This window comes from Pedobacter cryophilus (assembly GCF_005116455.1).
Taxonomy (GTDB): Bacteria; Bacteroidota; Bacteroidia; order Sphingobacteriales; family Sphingobacteriaceae; genus Pseudopedobacter; species Pseudopedobacter cryophilum.
Map to the genome: position 1 here is coordinate 86,943 of NZ_SWBP01000004.1, position 19,062 is coordinate 106,004.

Genomic DNA, 19,062 nt, shown 5'->3' on the forward strand with positions numbered 1-19,062 from the left:
TAACATGAAATCACTTCACTTTAAAGTTGAACACAATGGTTCCGACTTGTGTTTCGGGAGCAGAGGCTAAGGTGTTAAACCTAGAACCTAATGCTGCGGCTTCACACTTCTCCCATAAATCAGCATCGGATAAGGTTGTACCTCTGGCGCCAGCTTTTGCTCTGGTGACTACTCCATATTGGTCTACTCTTATTTCTACTACAATTTTTCCTGATTTTTGTCCTTTATCACTTATGGAAGGCAAGCTTACAAATCTTCTGCTGGCTAAAGAAAGTGCAATTCCACCATTTCCAGAACCTGTACCATCATAACTATTACTCAATGGGTCGCCTTCGGGTTTACCTTGGTTCCCAGCTACAGTTCCAGTTCCATCACCTTTACCCGTACCTGCATTTTTATTGCCTTTGTATAAAGCATTTTGATTAATGGCTGGCGTACTTGGTTTAGTGTCTTTTGTGGTTGTTGGGGCGTTGTTGGTACTTTTTTCTTTGGTATTTATGCTCACCGCATCTTCGTTATCTTGCGTAACTATGTTATTATCGGCGGTTGCGGTATTGGTGTTTTGAGTAGGATTGGTATTAGGTATAATTTTATCAGGAGGGGTGAGGTTGGCATTAGGATCTACCGATGGCTCTTCCACACTCATATAATCATCACCCATTCCTTGGTCGGATGTGCCATAATTAACTATGATGCCGCCAATACCCACTTCTTCTTGAGGTTGCGCCCTGCTTACGATATAAAAAATGCTCAGCAATACAAGTCCAACCAAAATTGCGACAGAAATGGCAATGGCTTTTGGGTAGTTATTATCTGAGTTATTTTTAATTGTACCTATCATTTTTTTGGTTCGGTGGCCAACACTAATTTAATTTTTAACTTGTTGGCAATATCTGTTAAACTCACAATGTTTTGAATTGCAATGGTATTATCAGCATATAAAATGATGGTTAAATCTGGATTTGCTTGCTGATAAGGAATTATCTTTTGCTCCAACGTTTCCATTGTCACTTGCTCTTTCTCTACAAAATATTCTAAATTTTTAGTGATAGAAACGTTAATGGTTTTTTGAGGAGAGGCTTGCCCTGAACTAGAACGAGGTAAAAATAGTTTCACCACATTTGGATTTACCACGGCAGATGCCAGCAAAAAGAACAACAACAAGAAAAACATGATGTCGTTTAATGCCGAAGTATGAACTTCTACATGTGGTCTTTTTCTGTTTCTTAAATTCATCGTCCTGGTTCTTCTAACAAGTCTATAAATTCAATGGCATCTGTCTCCATTTTTAAAATCATTCTATCAACCATAATATTCAGGATATTATAGAAAACATAAGCTATAATACCAATGATTAAGCCAGTTGCTGAGGAAATCATCTTCACATATAAACCACCAGAAATGGTTCCAATTTCTATCACTCCTTTTACAGATACATCATGAAAAATGGTAATTACACCAATAATTGTTCCCACAAAACCTAACATGGGCGCAATACCGGCAATAATTCCTAAAATGCTGATGTTTTTCTCCAGCTTAGAAACCTCTAGTTTCCCAATGTTTTCTATAGCGCCTTCAATATCTTTTATTGGTCGGCCTATTCTTAATAAACCTTTTTGCAACATTCTGCCAATTGGCGTATTACTGCTTCTACAAATTGCAATGGCGGCGTCTAAATTCCCGGTTTTAATGCTTGATCTTACCTGTGTAATTAATTGCGACTCGTCTTTTGATGCTTTTCTGATGGTGATGTATCTTTCGAAGAAAATAACCAATCCTAATAAAGCCAAAGCAGCCAGCGGAATCATTACCCAGCCTCCTTTGGTGAGTAATTCAAATAGACTTAACTCTTCTCCTTGGGTAGCCTGTAAAGCATTAATGGTGTTGGTTACGGTATCAGTTAAAGGTTGTAAAGCACTGGTATCTTGTAAGAGCATATTTTTTATTTTAAAGGTTTTATAGGCTTAATAAAAGCCTCGGGATTTAGTTGTTCTCTAATTCTTTTTAGTTCTTGATTTGCTTCTGCTTCATTGTATAAAGTAGCGCCACTAATTTTAATCATTGGTCCATCAGCATCTTCTACAATATAGGCGTTAATTCCATTTGCTTTTAATTGAGTAACTCTTTTTAAAGCATCAGACTTTTTTAAATATAAACCAATGATAATTTCATAACGAATATCACTTTTCTTTGGTATCTGCTTTTGATTTACAGAAACCGCAGTGGAATCTTTTGCTTCTTCTACTTCAAAACCTTTTGCTTTTAATTTAGCTTCAATATCTGCGTTATTATACACAGAATCAGCTTTTTGAATAGCCTGAGCACTTGGAGTTTGATTTACCGTTACAGGTTTTTCACTAACGGTTTCTTTTTTTAATTGTTGATATAAGTTTTGGTAAAAATTGGGGTTTAAATAATAAACAGCAATTAAACTCCCTATTATCGCCGCAATAACAAAAACTAAAACAATTTTTAAGGTAATGCTTTTGTGTTCATCAAACTCATTGGGCATGGCTGTATTTAAGGCTTGTTGTGCAAGACTATAATTTTCAGCTTCGGCGTCTGATAAGTTGAGGGCTTTTGCATCTATCGGTGTTAAGCCAAAAAAATCTTTACTGTTTTCTGATTTGGTATCTGATTGTAAAGTTAACTTTTCACCATCTAAAGTAAGTTCGCCAATATTGTTGATATGAACTGTTTGGCTTTTTAAAATGGTTTTGAGGTCTTTTACATACTCGTCTAAAATCGCGTAAGCAGATGTTAATGAGGTATTGTTTCGTTGACTGATTAACTGAACCAATTTATCATCATGACGGTATTCTGTAGTAAAATCTATTTTGGTAGAAGGCGGATAAAAAGTTTCTGTTCCTTCATCGTAGTATCCTGCTGATCGCTTTTGATAAAACTTTCCTAAACTAGGCACAACCACGTGGTCTTTGGCGTTTATCAATTCGGCGAAATAAGGTGATATATCCATAAAGGCGTAAAAATACTTTTTTTAATAGCAGTACTGCAAAAAATCTACAAACTAAAATCCATAACTCACACCACCCAAAATATTTATTCCATAATTTGGGTAATAAGGTAATTTCTGATATTCGTTTCCGATGATATTATTCACTCTTAAAAATGCCGAAATTTGTTTGTTGTATTGATATTCTGCGCCAACGCTAATATCGGCGAAAGCCTTAATTGTTTTAATAGTGGTGATGACTTGAGGAGTTGGGCTGGTATCGTAACTTAAAATTTTAGCTTTAGAATCTCCCTGGAAAAGTAAATCACCTTCAATTTTTACTTTATCTACAATTTTAAAAGAAGCCGTTGAGTTTAATACAAAGCCAGGATACAACCAAGCATTTGGCTCGGTGCTGTTATCATATTGTTTTAAAGTCAACCTAGAATCTAGGTTGAAAGCATCAGAAAAGTTCATGTTCACTTCGCCTGTAAAACCTAAAACTTTGGTATTACCGGTAAAATACGCCACATCAAATTTTTGAGGTTGATCTATATTATTTACGAAGTAAGAAAAATCACTAAGTGTTTGATAAGATACCATGGCTTTATAGCCGATGTTGGCTGCAAAAGTCCCCCTAATTCCTCCTGCGGCATCAAACTTTGTAATGGTGTTTTTTAAATTGATGTTTTCATTTAAATAGGGGTTAAGTCCGATTAAGTCTTTAAGTCTTGTTTTAGCTACATCGCCACCAAAATTCCCAAAAATGGTAAGGTAATTTTTGATCAGCATAAAATCTAAACTTGCAGCCGGAAAGAAATGGATTCTTTGGTTGGAGCCAAATTCATTGACGTAATTGATACCGGCTGTTAATCTTAAAATTTCTGTATTGATTTTAATGTAGGGATTTACCTTAAAAAAGTGATTGTTTAAACTGTAAGTTACATCTTTACTGGAGGTAAAATCTACCAAACCATTAGCTCCAATTTGAAACTTACTTAGATTTTTGCTTACACCACCCGATAGAATCACCGTAGATTCTTTAGCAGAAAAAGCGTTGTTAAACAAAGAAGCATTTATTTTGCCGGCAAAATCTAAATTACTTTCATCATCTGCATCAGTACGGTTATAAACCACTCCTTCGCCTTCAAAAACGTTGAATTTTTGTTTTTCCGGAGAAATATCAATCATGTTATTGTCATCACCTATTCCATAAAAGAAAAGGCTACTTCTATTATAACCAAGTTTCCCTTCTAATACCAAGGCATCGCCAATGCTTCGGCCAAAGCCACTAAATTCTTGTTTGCTTATATTTTGCGAATTCAATTTCCCTTTCATTCCAAGGTGATTGAAATTGAAGCCAGCCTGTAAAGCTTCATCTTGGCCGGTAGCCAAGTTTAATTGGCCTAAGGTGGTTCCTAAATTTCCTAAACCAATTTTAGCAAAGTTGTTTTTATTTGCAGCTTGTTTTTCGACAATTAATTTTTGGGCTTCCAGTTCTCTAATGCCGCTATTGAGTTCTAATCTTTTATCCAACAAATCATAGCTCACCTTTGGGTTAAAGGGTTTATTATCGTTTAAATCTGGGCTACGTCTAATTTTAACGGCATCAGCAAGAACGGGTTTATAAGAACGTATCACTTCAATTTCTTCGGTAACAGACGTTCTTGTGGTGTCTTTTGTTGCTGCTTTTACAACTGGTTTGTCTTGTGCTTTAACGTTGCTGCTAAAACCAAAAAAACAGGCTAAGAAAATGGTATGGGCTATTTTATATCTATTGGTCATGTTCTTATTTGCTATTCAGTTGATCTAGTTTTTGTTGTGCTGTTTCCAGGATTTCATCTTTACCTTCATAATTGTCTAACACACTTTTTAAAGTGGCTATGGCCTGTACATTATCTTTTACAGCGGTATAGTTATCCGCTAAAAGAATAAAGCTTTTGGCTACCCAATAATCATAACTAGGCATGTTATTAATTAAATTAAAACAAGTTTTTTGAGAGGTTTTATAATCTTTGGTTTGATATTGAATTTCTGCCAAATTGTATAAGGCTTCGGCCCCTGCAACAGATTTAGTAGCTTTAATTACGCCTTCTAATTCTTTTTTAGCGGTAGTGGTGTCTCCATTTAAAAGGTAGGCTTTGCCGGCATATAAACCCGCTTTATTTCTATCTTCTTCTGATGATTTCTCGTAATTTTTTACCAACTCTACATATTTAAGTGTTTGCTCTGGCACTAAAATTCCGGCGTAGGCTATCATCAAATTATTGATGGCGAAAGTATAATTGGCCTTGTATTCTGAGGCAATTTCCAGTTTTTTAAGGTGAACAATAGCTTCATTGTATTGCTTATTGCCCATATAAATTTTAGAAATACTAATTAAAGCTTTCTCGGTATATTCACTGGTCCAATCGTTTAAAATGTATTCGTAATCTACAATAGCAGGTGCAAATTTCGCTAAGTTCTTATAGCTTTCGGCTCTTATAAATTTGGCTTGCTTATCTTGAATGGCTTTTGGGAATTTATCGAAATAGGCATTTACAGATTCTACCGTTCCTTCCCAATCGTTTCTTAAAAAGCGGGTGTTGGCAGCCTGAAACATGATATTATCCTGCTCAGAAATAGAATAGTTACCAATAGAGGTGGTGTTTGCATAATTAATAAAATCAGATGCATTGCCCATGTCTATATAAATTCTTTCAATCAGTTTTAATGATTGTTGTGCTTCATCTGTTGATTTATAATCGCTGATTACTTTTTTGAAAGTTTCTAATGCAGCCTGGTCATTTTTTTGATCGTAATAAACCAAACCAATAGTCACTAAGGCTCTTGGAATGTAAGAGCTTCTAGGATATTTTTGAATTAAGGTGGTTAAATCTGTTTGAGCTCTTTCGCCTTGTCCCATTAAAAAGTAGGTGTAAGCAATCTCAAATCCGGCATCATCAGCATAATTAGAATTTGGGAACTGACTTAATAAAGATTGTAGGGTAGCTATTTTTGCTTCCGATTGGCTTTGTAAACCTTGTATTACACCTCTCTGAAATAAGGCATAATCTTCGCTACTGCTATTTTGAGAAATAATCCTGTTGTAATAGCCCAGGGCACTTCCATAGTTTTTAGCACCAAAATAAGCATCGGCTAATCTTAATGTGGCATCAGAAACTGTTTTAGGATCTTTCTCACTTCCGTTTAAAAATTTAGCTAAATAAGTTGCTGCCTTAGGGTAGTTTTCTCCTTCTAGTGCTGCATAACCTAAAGCATAGTTGGCATAATTATAAAGATCGGTCTTTTTAGCAGCAGGCATTCCTAAAAACTCTTCAAAAAAGTTAACAGATTCGCCATATTTTTTTACTTCATACATGGCTTCGGCACACCAATAGGTTGCTAAAGCATGAATTTCGGCATCTACCGGGAAATTGTTTGATCTTAAAAACACACCAATAGCATTTTCAAAAGCTCGTTCGTTATAAAACTCTAAGGCTCTAAAATAGGTGACTTTTTGATAGGCTTCTTGTGCGTCTTCTGATTTGTTTGAGATGCTTTCTAATACATCAATAGCATCTCTGTAATTTTTTGTGCTAGATAAAACCTTCGCTAATAAAGTTTTTGCCTCATTTAATTTAGTAGAACGAGGATAGGTTTTTAAATATTCCTGAATGGCATCTAAAGCAATGTTATGGAACTCTAATTCATAAGAAAGCTTAGCGAAGTTATAAAGGGCGTCTTCTTTAATCTGCTTATCAAAATCTAATTTAGAACTTACCTGAAAAGAATTTCTGGCGCTTTGTTTGTTTTTTGTACTTAAATAAGCGTCTCCTAAATGGTATAATCCAAACTGACTGTAGGCACTTTTATCTTTAATTAGTTTACCTAATTGCTCAATAGATTGATTGTATTTTTGAAGTTTATAATAGGTGTAGCCAATTTGATAATCATCCTGATTGTTTTGAGTTTTGCCTAAATCTTTCTTCATAAAACGCTCATAATAAGTTAAAGCGTTTGGATAATCAGCTTTGGCGAAATAAGAAGCGCCAATAATTCTAAAAAGTTCTGTTTCGTTTAATTGCTTGGTATTTTGAACGATTGGAACTGCATAGCTAATCACATCATCGTATCTTTTATCTAAAAAGTAAATGGCAGAAATGTAATAGGGATAACTGGCTTCGTAATTTTTAGAGTTTTTTAATTTTTCAAAGTTTTGAAGTGCAATAGCGTATTCTTTATCGGCGTAAGCAATATAAGCGTAATAGTAAGTGGCTTGTTCTGTATATTCTGATGGGGCGTCTTTAACTAATCCAAAAAGAGGTTTTGCACTTGCAAAATCTTTGGTTTCAAAGTAAGAATAGGCAGTTTTAAATTTGTATTCGGTATCTTCTTTTCCGGTTAAATCAATAGAACTTACTTTGGTAAACCAATTTAAAGCTTCTTCATATTGCGCTTGTTTAAAATAATAGCGACCCACCTGAAAATAAGCTTGCTTGGTTTTTGGACTTTCTGGATGTTGTTTAATGAATTTTTTAAAAAGCTGTTCGGCATCAGAATTACTGAGTTCTAAAGCACATAAAGCCCGGTAGTATTCGCTGTTTACTTTTATTTCAGATAATGCAGCATTATTTTCTGTAAGCGTAGTGTGGGTGGTTTTGATATTTTCTACATCATAAAATATAGCAGAAGCTGCGGCAAATTTCCCTTTTTCTATGAGTTCTAAGCCGGTTTTATATTTGGAATTGATGTCAAAATAGGCAGGGATTTGTGCTGATGAAACTTTAATGAAACAAGATAAAGCAAGGAATACTGTCGTTTTTTTGAGCATAATAGATTTAAAATCGATATTTCTAAATTACAAGATAAGAAAGGGTTCAATTCACATATTTAACTAACACCTGTTGATAAACTGCTTTTGAAACGCATTTTTTGAATAAATAATATTTGAAGATGAGAGAAATGCTTCTTTTTATTTAGAAAGCAGAATAAGAATTATCCTTTTTGACTGGCCAATAAATAAAGCACTGCCATTCTTACGGCTACTCCATTTTCTACCTGGTCTAAAATGATAGATTGTTGGCTATCGGCAACATCACTGGTGATTTCTACTCCTCGGTTAATTGGCCCAGGGTGCATTACAATAATTTTTTTATCCAGAGAATCTAGTATTTGTTTGTTTAAACCATACATCATAGAATATTCTCTTAAAGAAGGGAAATATTTAATATCCTGCCTTTCTAGCTGTATGCGTAACATGTTGGCTACGTCGCACCAGTTTAAGGCTTTCATTAAATTGTGCTCTACTTTTACGCCTAAAGTGTGAATGTATTTTGGGATCAAGGTGGTTGGTCCGCAAACCATTACCTCGGCACCTAATTTTTGCAGGCAAAGAATGTTAGATAAAGCCACTCTAGAGTGTAAAACATCGCCCACTATTACCACTTTTTTACCGGCTACTTCGCCTAGTTTTTCTTTGATAGAAAAAGCATCTAATAAAGCTTGGGTAGGATGCTCATGTGCGCCATCTCCGGCATTTACTATTTGCGCATTAATATGCTTACTTAAAAATACGCCAGCGCCAGGGTAGGGATGTCTCATTACCACCATATCTACTTTCATAGATAAGATGTTGTTAACGGTATCAATTAAGGTTTCGCCTTTACTTACTGATGAACTGGAAGCTGCAAAATTTACGACATCGGCAGAAAGCCTTTTTTGAGCTAATTCAAAAGATAATTTGGTACGGGTAGAGTTTTCAAAAAATATATTGGCAATGGTAATGTCTCTTAATGAGGGTACTTTTTTAATGGGACGATTGATGACATCTTTAAAATTATTTGCAGTTTCTAGAATGAGTTCAATATCTTGTGTGTTAAGGTCTTTGATGCCTAAAAGATGTTTACTGCTTAATCTTTGTGATGCTGCCATAATATTTTTATACCTGCTCTGAAATCAAAATTACTTTATCCTCGTGGTCTGTTTCTTTCCAACTTACCACTACTTTTTGCGAAGAGATAGAATCTACTTTTATGCCAATATAATCTGGCTCAATAGGTAAATGTCTAGAGTATCTTCTATCTACCAATACTAAAAGCTCTACTTTTTCTGGTCGGCCAAAAGCCAACATTGCATCCATGGCAGCTCTAATGGTTCTGCCTGTCCACAATACATCATCTACTAAAATGACTTTTTTGCCCTCAATAATAAAATCTATTTGTGTGCTGTTGGGAACCAAAGGGCTATCGCCTCTTCTAAAATCGTCTCGGTAAAAGGTAATGTCTAAAATGCCATTATCAATTTTTGCATCAGGTAATATTTTACCTAATTCTTGAGCAATTCTTTTAGAGAGATAAATTCCACGTGGTTGAATTCCTAAAATTACGGAGTTAGAAAAGTCGTTATGATTTTCTATTAACTGATGACAAAGACGTTCTATCGTGATTTGAAATTTTTGACCATCAAGAAGGGTTAAATTTTGCATCAGCTCGGTTGGTTTGGGCAAAAATAGGAAAAATTAGATTTTCACAATAGCTTATTTCATAATAAATGAGAATTGTTAAGAAATAGGTTTACACCAGTTTAAAGTTAAAAGGATATTTTAAGTAAGCGAAGAGATCATAAAAGTCTTAGATCAATAAAAATCATAGCATTTTTTGCTGTTATTATTGTTTCTGTAATAGTTTCTATTGTAACCAGATGAGCCTGAAAAACTAGTTTCATAAATTAAGGCACCTTCTGTTGTGCCCGCAGTATTTCCATAACCCAATCTGCTTGATGTGGCATCATGACTAAATCCAAGGCGCACCTTGTCTTCATAATCTCTTTTAGAAAAAATGTCTAATATGAGCGAGAAAACAATGGCATCTTTTTGTTTGGCTTCTCCTCTATACCAAAGGCCAATATTTACCCCTCTTTTCTTAACTTGAAAGCCAGCACTTATAGACTGGATTTGCGCCTGTTGGTAATATAAAACTGATGGAGTAATAGAAGGGCTATCCTCATCATCAAAAGGGTCTAAAATTAATTTATAACTCATATAACCGTTTAACCTTAACGGAAGCGAAGATTTTGTACCAGTAAATGATTCATTTGGTTTGTTTAAATGTTGACCGGCTCCGCCAATCATAAAACTACCAATCACCATATTTATACCAGCGCCAGAATCAAAAAAGAATTTATTATTAAATTCTGGTGGAGTTGCAGATGAAATACCCCCAGCTATTACTCCTTCATTATCTAATTGGTCATAAAAAACGAGTTTATCATAGTCAATTTTTCTACTCGTTAGTCCACCTTGTATTCCAAAAGACAGGGTGCCGCTATTGCCAAATTCCACACTATAGGAGTAAATGCCTGAGAAATTTGTTTTATTTAAAAAAGCAGTTCCTTCACTTGATTTACTTATGATTGCTCCAAAACCACCTCCAAACTGGGGAACATTAATATCTGCAGATAAGGTATAATAGGTTAAAGGTCCGGCAACGTTTGACCATTGATTTCGATAAATCAAATTCATTCTTAAATCGCCATCAAACTGACCATTTAATGCTGGATTTAAATATTGTGGCGAGTTGTAAAATTGAGAATAAATATGATCTTGGCTATAAGCTCTATTTAAAGTGAGAATACCAATTACTAAAAATGATAAGATATTCTTCATCGTATTAAATGTATTGGGCCTGTTCTTATTTTTGTTCCTGTATTGTATTTCATGCCTTTCCACTCGCTTCCGTCTATAAATTTCGCATAAACATTCCAAATGTAAACGCCTTGTGGTGCAGGTTGGCCCATCATGCTTCCATCCCAGCTTTCAGTGGGAATTCCATCTTCATCTAATAAAGTGCTTTCCCAAATCATTACGCCCCACTTATTAAAGATTTTTATAGCATATTCTGCTATACCAGATCCTTTGACCTTAAAAGTTCTTAACTCTTGTTTCTCACTGCCAGGTTCAAAAGCATTTGGGATAAATAAATAGCCAGGTACTCCGTTAATTCTTAAGTTTTTAGAAATGGTATCGGCACAGTTTTCTTTGTTAAATACAATTAATTGTACTTTATAAGATCCTGTGTCTGCATAAGTATAAGAAGGATTTTCTTCTGTTGATTTTTTGCCATTACCAAAATCCCAAATAAATTTTACAGGAGTGCCAGTGCTCTTGTTTTTGAAAGCAAAAGTATAATCAGGGATTTTAATGATGCTATCTGGTAAAACTTCAAAATCTGATTTTGGCGGAGCGGTAATGGTGATATAGTTTACTTTAACAGTAGTGTCGCTACAACCATATAAACCATAAGTAATTAATTTTACACTAAAAGGAGAGTTTTGATAATTAAATGTATGAATTGGGTTTTTACTTGATGAAAAAGAGCCATCTCCAAAATCCCATAAATAGCTGTTAGCATTGACAGAAAGGTTTTCAAATGCGACTTCTATTTGAGTACAGCCTTGAGTTTTATTAGCTATAAAAGCCGCTTTGGTTACAGGTGCAATATTAATATTTACAAAGCTAGTGTCTTTGCAAAATCCGTTTGATGCAATTAATCTTAAAACGTAAGTGCCGGGTATGCCGTAGGTATGAGTAGGAGAGGCACTGTTACTTTCTGGAGTTGCATCACCAAAATTCCAAACATAAGAACTAGCACCAATGCTTTTGTTTAAAGTTTTAAGATCGAGTTTTCCATTGCAGCTAATGCTATCATTTACTGTAAAAATAGCAACAGGTTTAGGATGGGTGCTGATCACTCTTTCTAAGCTATCTATTTTACAGCCATAAATATTAGCAGCAACTAATTTCAAAGTGTAACTTTTGTTAGGTATGGATAATAATAGGGAAGAAGGTTCACGCTCTGTAGATACCAAAACATTATCTAAATACCATTTAAACTGATCTGCAAATGTAGATTGATTTGTTGTTTTAGCTATAAATGGAGAGCAATCAATAGTTTTAGATAAAACAAATTGAGCTTTAGGTAAAGGATTAAATTGGATAGTATGTTTTACCGTATCTGGGCAGCCAATAGTAGTTAGCGCTACTAATTTTACCTCATAAATGTAGGGTAAAATTACATTAGAAGGGGTGTTGAAAGTATAATCTAGGTCTTTTTGATTAGAGATTAAAGTATTATTAATATACCATTTATAACTAACTAATCCAAGCCCTGAGTAAGTGGTTTTGTTGCTGAAACTTAATTTGCCTGATGGGCCACAAATCAGAGTATCTGCAGTAGTAAATTCAGCTATTGGAGATTCGGTAATTGTGATGAATTGTTTGGTAGAATCTATACATCCAGTTTGATTATAAGCTATAGATTTAACAATATATAAACCAGGTTTGGTAAAAGTATGGCTACTAGAATAGCCTTGAGTAATATTATTTAGGCTTCCCTCATCACCAAAATACCATTCTACTCCACCAGATGCATTTGCGGGTGTAGCATTAACTTTTAGGGTGAAAGGTGCGCAATTTAACACATTGGCATTGGTGCTAAAAGTGGCAATGGGTTGGTTAAGAATGGAAACAGTTTGTGTTCCTGATACGCTGCAAATGGTGCCGTCAGGATACGTTTGTATAGCGGTTAGCTTCACAAGAAAATCTCCAGATTGTTTATAAGCATGTTTTGGAGAAATTTCATTACTGGTAAATCCATCTCCAAAATCCCATATAAAAGTGAAATTGGAGGGAGAACTGTTTGTGAAAATCACTTCATTTCCAACGCAATATTGTAATTTATCTGATTTAAATGAAACCGTGGGTTGATCATAAACCACAACGGTTTCTGTAGTTATAGCTGTGGAACATCCATTAGATGCCGTTAATTTAATCACGTAAGTACCTGGTTTTTTAAATGTATGCAACATAAAGCCAGGTACCTCACTACTTGTAGCCGTACTGCCGTCATTAAAATCCCATAGAAAACTGTTGGCTCCCTCAGAGTTATTAAAAAATTTAACTGAAAATGGAGCACAGCCATAACTGCTGCTTCCGTTTATGACCAATTCTGGTTTAATGGTATTTGGATAAACTACAATATCATAAAAAGAAGAATCTATACCGCATTCATTTTGTGCGTACAGTTTTACCGTAAATGTATCTGTTTTGGTAGTTAAGAAAGTGTAATCAAAAGATGAATTGTCTGTTTTTACTATTTTTTCTCCGTTACCAAAATCAAAAGTATAGGTGTTTGGAAACCCTTTAGATTGATTGCTGAAGTTTACAGTTAATGGCGAACAACCAATGGTGATATTGGGAGAAAATACGGCGACTGGTTTTGGTCTTACCGTAACTGAATCTGTAAAAATAGTTTCTCCACAATCTGTTTTAGCTTTTAAAGTGATAATATAGGTCGTATCTCTACTTAAGGGATGAGGTTGAAAAACTATTGCATTGGGTTGTGCTAAATTAGAAGTAGTTCCGTTGCCAAAATTCCACTCATAATTACCTCCATTTAATGGTAAGGAGGTATTTTTGAAATTAACAGTTAATGGTCCGCAGCCTTTTTGTTGGTCTTTTGTAAAGGACGCCACTACATTTTTAACAGTAGTAAAACTTATTTCTTTACTATCATTATTACACCCAAATTTGCTTTGAGCCACCAATTTAATAACAACTGTTTCCCCATCTGTAGTGATGGTATAACCTGGGAAAATAATACCTGTACCAATGCTTACTCCATTTGCAAACCATTCATAAGATGAATTTTTATCTGGATAAGGTGTTGAGGTAATTACATTTTTAAGGTTAAACGGAATACAAGCACTCACACTATTAGCGGTAAAATCTGCGATCGCATTTGGATAAATGATTATTTTAACTTCATTACTAATACTTTTTTGAGTATTAAAGCATTCTGCAGAAGTAACGGTTCTTCTAAAATAAGTATCTGTTAGGAGATTTAAAGGTTGATAATCTGGAGCAGTTGCGCCATTAATAACCACCCAATTAATATTGTCTGAGCTACTTTCCCATATAAAATTGTAAATGTTATTTCCGCCTGTAGGAGTAGAGCCTAATAGTTTTTCAATAGGTTTTCCAATACAAATTTCTTGATTTTGAGAAATGGTATTGTTTGCAATAGCAGGTAATACGGTAATTAAGATGGCATTACTTTTTTCTTCGCAAGGGCCAGAAGTAACCACTCTTCTCAAGTAAACTGTTTGTTGTGCAGTAAAAGTAAGGTCCTTACTAACAGCACCAATTACTGGCTGCCAGTTCGTGTTATCTGTACTTTCTTCCCATTTATAGGTATATGATAAATTTCCACCAGTGGGTGTGTCTCCTGTTACAGTAAATTGTTGGCCAAAGCAATAGGTAGCGGCATCATTAATTTTATTAATTACAGGGGCATAGTTAATTATACTCACCGTACTTTTAGATGGTGGACAAACACTGTTGCTAATTTCCCACTGAAAAACATAGGCGCCAATTTGACTGATGTTAACTTTGGTTTTTGGGTCGGCAGCATCTATAAAACTAATGGAAGGACCACTAACTTGAGTCCATCTACCAACGCCGTTTACACTACTATTTCCATCAAGAGTTATAGAGCCCGTATAATTACAAAAGGATTGATTTGCTCCAGCATTTGAAACTTCAACCGCAGGTATAATGGTGATTTTTGTGATGCTGGAGCTGGCGGTGTCACAAACACCACTTTTTACAATAGCTCTGAAATAGGTGGTCTCATTTAAATTACCCGAGGTATAAGTTTTTGATGCTGAATTAGGAATCGAAGTCCAGTTAATTTGATTTGTAGAAGATTGCCATTCAGTAACCAAACCTGTTTCTCCTATTAAAGATAAAGGTCCCGAATTATTTCCCACACATGTTGTGGTTGCTCCGCTACTTGTGCCTCCTATTGAACTTGGATTCACCGTGATTTTTACCGTTGCTGATGTTGATCCACAAGGAGCTAAACCAGAAATAGTCCATTTTAAATCATAAATCTGCCCATTTTGTAAACCAAATATCTTTGTATTAAATTTTGTATCATCATCAAACGTGATTCCGCTTTGCGATGATATTAATGTCCATTTACCTAAGGCTCCTAATGGGTCATTTCCTGATAAAGTAGTTTCACTTACATTACATAATTGCTGATTTGTTCCGGCATTTGCAGCAACAGCATTAGGGTTAATGGTAATTTTAACAGATGTTGAAGCAATTTCATTACAAGTACCGCTTTTTAAAATTGCTCTAAAGAAAGTGGTATTAATAACGTTATTATAAGAATATGTTGAAGTTGCTGAATTTGTTATTGAAGTAAAATTTACATTATCGCTACTTTTTTCCCATCTAACTACGTTACCTGTGCTGCCACTTAAACTCAGTAGGCCGTTATTGGTTGAAGAACAGTAAGTTTGTGTACCATTTGCAGTGCCCCCAACCGTTAAAGGATCTACAGTGACCGTTTTTACTGCGGAGTAAACAAGGTTGCTACAATCTATACCAGTACTAGCTACTTTTACCCGATAATATTTTGTAGAGGTTAAATTCGAATCTATAATAGTTGCCTTTTTACTATTAATAATGTCTGTCCAAGTAGAATTATTCGGAGATGATTGCCAAGCTATAATTTCCCCAGTAACACCTGTGCTAGTTAAAGTCACGTTACTGCCTATACATACTGAATTACTTCCTGTTATAGTTCCTCCAATAGGTTTTGGGTAAACCGTAATTTTTACATTATCCTCAGATTTTGTGCAATTAGCATCATTAGTTATGGTCCACTTTAATTCATATTCTCCTGCTATTAAACCACTAATAGTTGCATTTTTTGAATTTATGTTGGAAAAAGTTGGATTATTATTTGAGGATGGCTTACTAATAATTGTCCACGTTCCGGTTTCAAAAGACCTTGTATCGTTTGAATTTCCCTTAAGAAGATAACTGTTATTAGCTAACGGACTTGCTGTATAATCACAAACTATACCATCTGCACCAGCGTTTGCGATCGTAATTTCAGGTCTGTTAAAAACGGAAACGGTATCCGAAGTTGCAGGGCAAGGAGCGATGCCATCGATAGTCCATTTGAAAATATAGTTTTGGCTAACTGTTAAACCCGTAACTTGAGTATTGAATTTAGTGTCATCAACAATTGTATAACCAGTTTTTCCAGAAGTTTCTATCCATTTTCCTAAAAAAGTTCCAGGATTATTTCCTGCTAATGTAACCGAAGTTTGATTACATAAAGTTTGACTATCGCCAGCCGTAGCAGTTGGAGAAGATGGATTTACCGAAATTTTAAAGGTGATAGGAGTTCCTGCGCAACCGTTTAAGGTTGGTGTAACCGTAAATGTGGATGTTAGTACTGTATTGCCTGTATTGGCAGCTACAAAATTCGCAATAGATGTACTTGTGCCAGGTGTTTGAGTTAAACCAATGTTTCCCGTTGTTCTTGTCCAAGTATAAGTAACTCCAGAAACATTGCCCACATTAGCAAAACTAATGATGCCCGAATTTACACCTCTGCATAAGGTTTTATCTGAAACAGATTGCATTATGGGAATTGGATTTACCGTTATACTTTTTGTTTGTGTAGTTGTGCCACATTCATTAGTTACTTCCAATTTAACTGCATAGGTGCCTGCGGTAGGGTAGGAGATATTTGCTGGATTTGATACTGTAGATGTTGTAGTATTTGCACCAGTAAAAGTCCATAAATAGGTTGCCAATGTAGAAGAATAGCAATTTTTTGCTACTACGTTAAAACTGGCATTTGCTCCCACACATACCGATGAGGGCACAGTAAATGTACTAATTACTGGTTTTGCTTTTACTCTGACAGTTTGTGGCGGAGAAGTTGCAGAACAAGTACCATCAGAGTTTTTAGTTGTTAAACTGATACTATAATCTCCAGCATTATTAAACTGAAACTCTGGATTTGCTGAGTTGGCGTTAGTATTATTGAGGTAAGTAAAGTTACTCGTTCCTGCACATCCTTGCGAATCGGTATAAGTTACATTCCAAGTGTAATCATTGTTACCGCAAAGTGGTGTATTAGAATTATTGGTTGCTTTTACGGTTAAAGGACCGCAACCTGTTGTTTTGTCTAAATCGAAGGCGGCTGTAGGAGTGGGGTTTACACAGATGGTGTCTTTTTTTATATCTATTCCACAGTTATTATTGCCACTTATAAGTGAGATTTCATACTTAATGGATGTATTAAATTTAATTTTTATAACATTAGATGCATTATCCCAAAGCGAAGGATCGTTACTGTTGAAGTCATCACCTAAATTGCCACTAACAATTGTCCAACCATTAGATGGGCTTATTTTCCATACAGACTTACCTGTTGTACACTGCCCTGTTGTTGAAACATTATTACTTGTTAAACTTGTATTTACCAAAGTTACTTCTGTATTTATGCAGATTGTTTTTTTGGGAGAAATAGTGAAATTTGATTTAGGTTTTTGAGATACATAGATCGGAACAACTGATCCTCCAGAAGATCCACATGGATTTGTTGCAATTACAGATACTGAAAATGAATTATTAAAATTTGTTGAACCGTTATTACTTGCTACACCACATGACGTTTTATTAAATGTATGTTTGAATATGTAATCACCATTTGAATTTAAAAGAAGAGGGTGGGTTAGAGTTATTTCAGGAGTTTGATCATTAACTTTAATTTTATATAATGTACCCTCCGGATTTCCAGAGGTACCAGTAATTGGGAATTCTAAAGTTCCACCTGTACATACAGATGTATTTCCAGGGTTTCCAATCCCTACAGCTGGATTTCCACCAACAAAAACTTTATACTTTACTGAATCAACACATCCATTTTTTCCAGTTACTACGTATGTTAGAGTTTTAATTCCAACAGGGTAGGTATGCGTAATAATACTTGAAAAGGTATTAGAGTTGTAATCTTCGCTTCCATCACCCCATTTTATTTGATAGTTGGTGTTGTCTAATTTTGTTAATGATTGATTACTGAAAGAGAATAAAGAAGGATCAGTTGTGCATTTAACAAAGTAAGCAGATCCTTCGAAATTTTCGATATTTCCACCCAATGTCAAATCTGGTAATTGTTTGGTTGTTATTGTTTTAGTGATTACACTATTACAGCCTTCGTTATTGGTTATTGTAAGTTTGACTATAAAATTCTGATTGCCGTTACCAGTCGTTCCTATGAATATATGGTTAGGATTTTCAGAATTAGAAGTATTGCTCCCAGAATTAGTGTCTCCAAAATCCCAAAGGTAGCTAAGGTCAGTATCAGTAGAACTGTTTGTAAATTTAATAGGGATATTACTGCAAACACCATCTATAAATGTAAAATTAGCTATTAGTTGAGGTTCTTCTGTTACTGTTACTCTATTCGAGCTTGTTGTTTGTGTACCGCTTTTTACTTCTACAAAATACTCACCTATCGTTGTGGCTGTGTAGCTACTAGCTGTTTGTCCTGTGATTACTAAATTATTTTTAAACCATTTATAAGTATCTCCAATTTTTGGTGTTATTATCTCTAGTTTTTTAAAACCATTTTTGCCAATACAGGATTGCCCAATATAGATTATAGAATCTGAAACTGAAAAAACAGTAGCTGTTTTGGAGGCAAAACCTTCATTCACGCTAAATAGCGTAACCATCAAAAAGAATATAAAAAAAAGGCAGTTTTTCTTCATTCAAGCAATTAATAAATTCTATATGATCACTTGCATTTGTAAGTATTCGGTTGTAGGAATACTTATTTCATAGATAGCAATTTGTAACTTATAGTAGATGTCCTAAGGTAGTTTAATTTCTTAGAGTTCTTTAATTTATTAGCTAAAAAATAATAAGTGGGGATAGATTGTAAAATGATGAGCGTTTAATCGTTATTTTTTTATCGGGCAGGAAATTTATTTTTTTTGCAGGGTTAAATCTTAAATACCACTATCCCGCAGCCCGGATTGTAAGGGCAGCCGCCCAAGCGGCTGGTTAGCTTTTATTTCAAAAGCTAACGGCACCCCTGCAAAGCCGGAATTTGCCGCCCAAATTCTTAGAATCTGATGAATCAATAAGAAACTCAAAAGGGTTTTATAAGCGCCAACTTATTATGAATAGCACCTTCATTTTTTGAATGTAACCATTTAGCTCTGTGACCTCCGTGTGCTCTGTGGTTAAAATT

The 19,062-nt window shown here is 34.9% G+C and carries 10 protein-coding genes; all 10 read right to left on the bottom strand.

Annotated features, from left to right (window positions below; translation table 11 throughout):
• Positions 1–10: 10 nt before the first annotated feature.
• Positions 11–841, bottom strand: a complete 831-nt coding sequence (locus FA046_RS11890) for an energy transducer TonB (RefSeq protein ID WP_136826744.1) — start codon at positions 839–841, stop codon at positions 11–13.
• Positions 838–1,236 carry an ExbD/TolR family protein gene (locus tag FA046_RS11895; protein WP_136826745.1) on the bottom strand — a complete coding sequence of 133 codons (399 nt, stop codon included), beginning with the start codon at positions 1,234–1,236 and terminating at the stop codon, positions 838–840. Before FA046_RS11895 ends, FA046_RS11890 begins: the two co-directional genes overlap by 4 nt.
• Positions 1,233–1,937, bottom strand: coding sequence for a MotA/TolQ/ExbB proton channel family protein (locus tag FA046_RS11900; RefSeq protein ID WP_136826746.1), 705 nt, complete (start codon positions 1,935–1,937; stop codon positions 1,233–1,235). The genes FA046_RS11895 and FA046_RS11900 overlap by 4 nt, the downstream gene beginning before the upstream one ends.
• Positions 1,938–1,942: 5 nt before the next feature.
• Positions 1,943–2,977 carry an HU domain-containing protein gene (locus FA046_RS11905; protein ID WP_136826747.1) on the bottom strand — a complete coding sequence of 345 codons (1,035 nt, stop codon included), beginning with the start codon at positions 2,975–2,977 and terminating at the stop codon, positions 1,943–1,945.
• Positions 2,978–3,028: 51 nt separating this feature from the next.
• Entirely contained in the window at positions 3,029–4,738 is a 1,710-nt protein-coding gene (locus FA046_RS11910; RefSeq protein ID WP_136826748.1) for a TonB-dependent receptor, read from the bottom strand.
• 4 nt (positions 4,739–4,742) lie between these two features.
• Positions 4,743–7,766 carry a tetratricopeptide repeat protein gene (locus FA046_RS11915; RefSeq protein WP_136826749.1) on the bottom strand — a complete coding sequence of 1,008 codons (3,024 nt, stop codon included), beginning with the start codon at positions 7,764–7,766 and terminating at the stop codon, positions 4,743–4,745.
• A gap of 164 nt (positions 7,767–7,930) precedes the next feature.
• On the bottom strand, positions 7,931–8,866 hold the full coding sequence (locus FA046_RS11920) for an aspartate carbamoyltransferase catalytic subunit (RefSeq protein WP_394347368.1): 936 nt from the start codon (positions 8,864–8,866) through the stop codon (positions 7,931–7,933).
• Between the two features lie 7 nt (positions 8,867–8,873).
• Positions 8,874–9,419 carry a bifunctional pyr operon transcriptional regulator/uracil phosphoribosyltransferase PyrR gene (gene pyrR / locus FA046_RS11925; RefSeq protein WP_136826751.1) on the bottom strand — a complete coding sequence of 182 codons (546 nt, stop codon included), beginning with the start codon at positions 9,417–9,419 and terminating at the stop codon, positions 8,874–8,876.
• Between the two features lie 150 nt (positions 9,420–9,569).
• Entirely contained in the window at positions 9,570–10,598 is a 1,029-nt protein-coding gene (locus tag FA046_RS11930) for a PorP/SprF family type IX secretion system membrane protein (protein WP_136826752.1), read from the bottom strand.
• Positions 10,595–18,577: a PKD domain-containing protein gene (locus FA046_RS11935; RefSeq protein WP_136826753.1), complete on the bottom strand. Its 7,983-nt coding sequence runs from the start codon at positions 18,575–18,577 to the stop codon at positions 10,595–10,597. Before FA046_RS11935 ends, FA046_RS11930 begins: the two co-directional genes overlap by 4 nt.
• Positions 18,578–19,062: the final 485 nt, after the last annotated feature.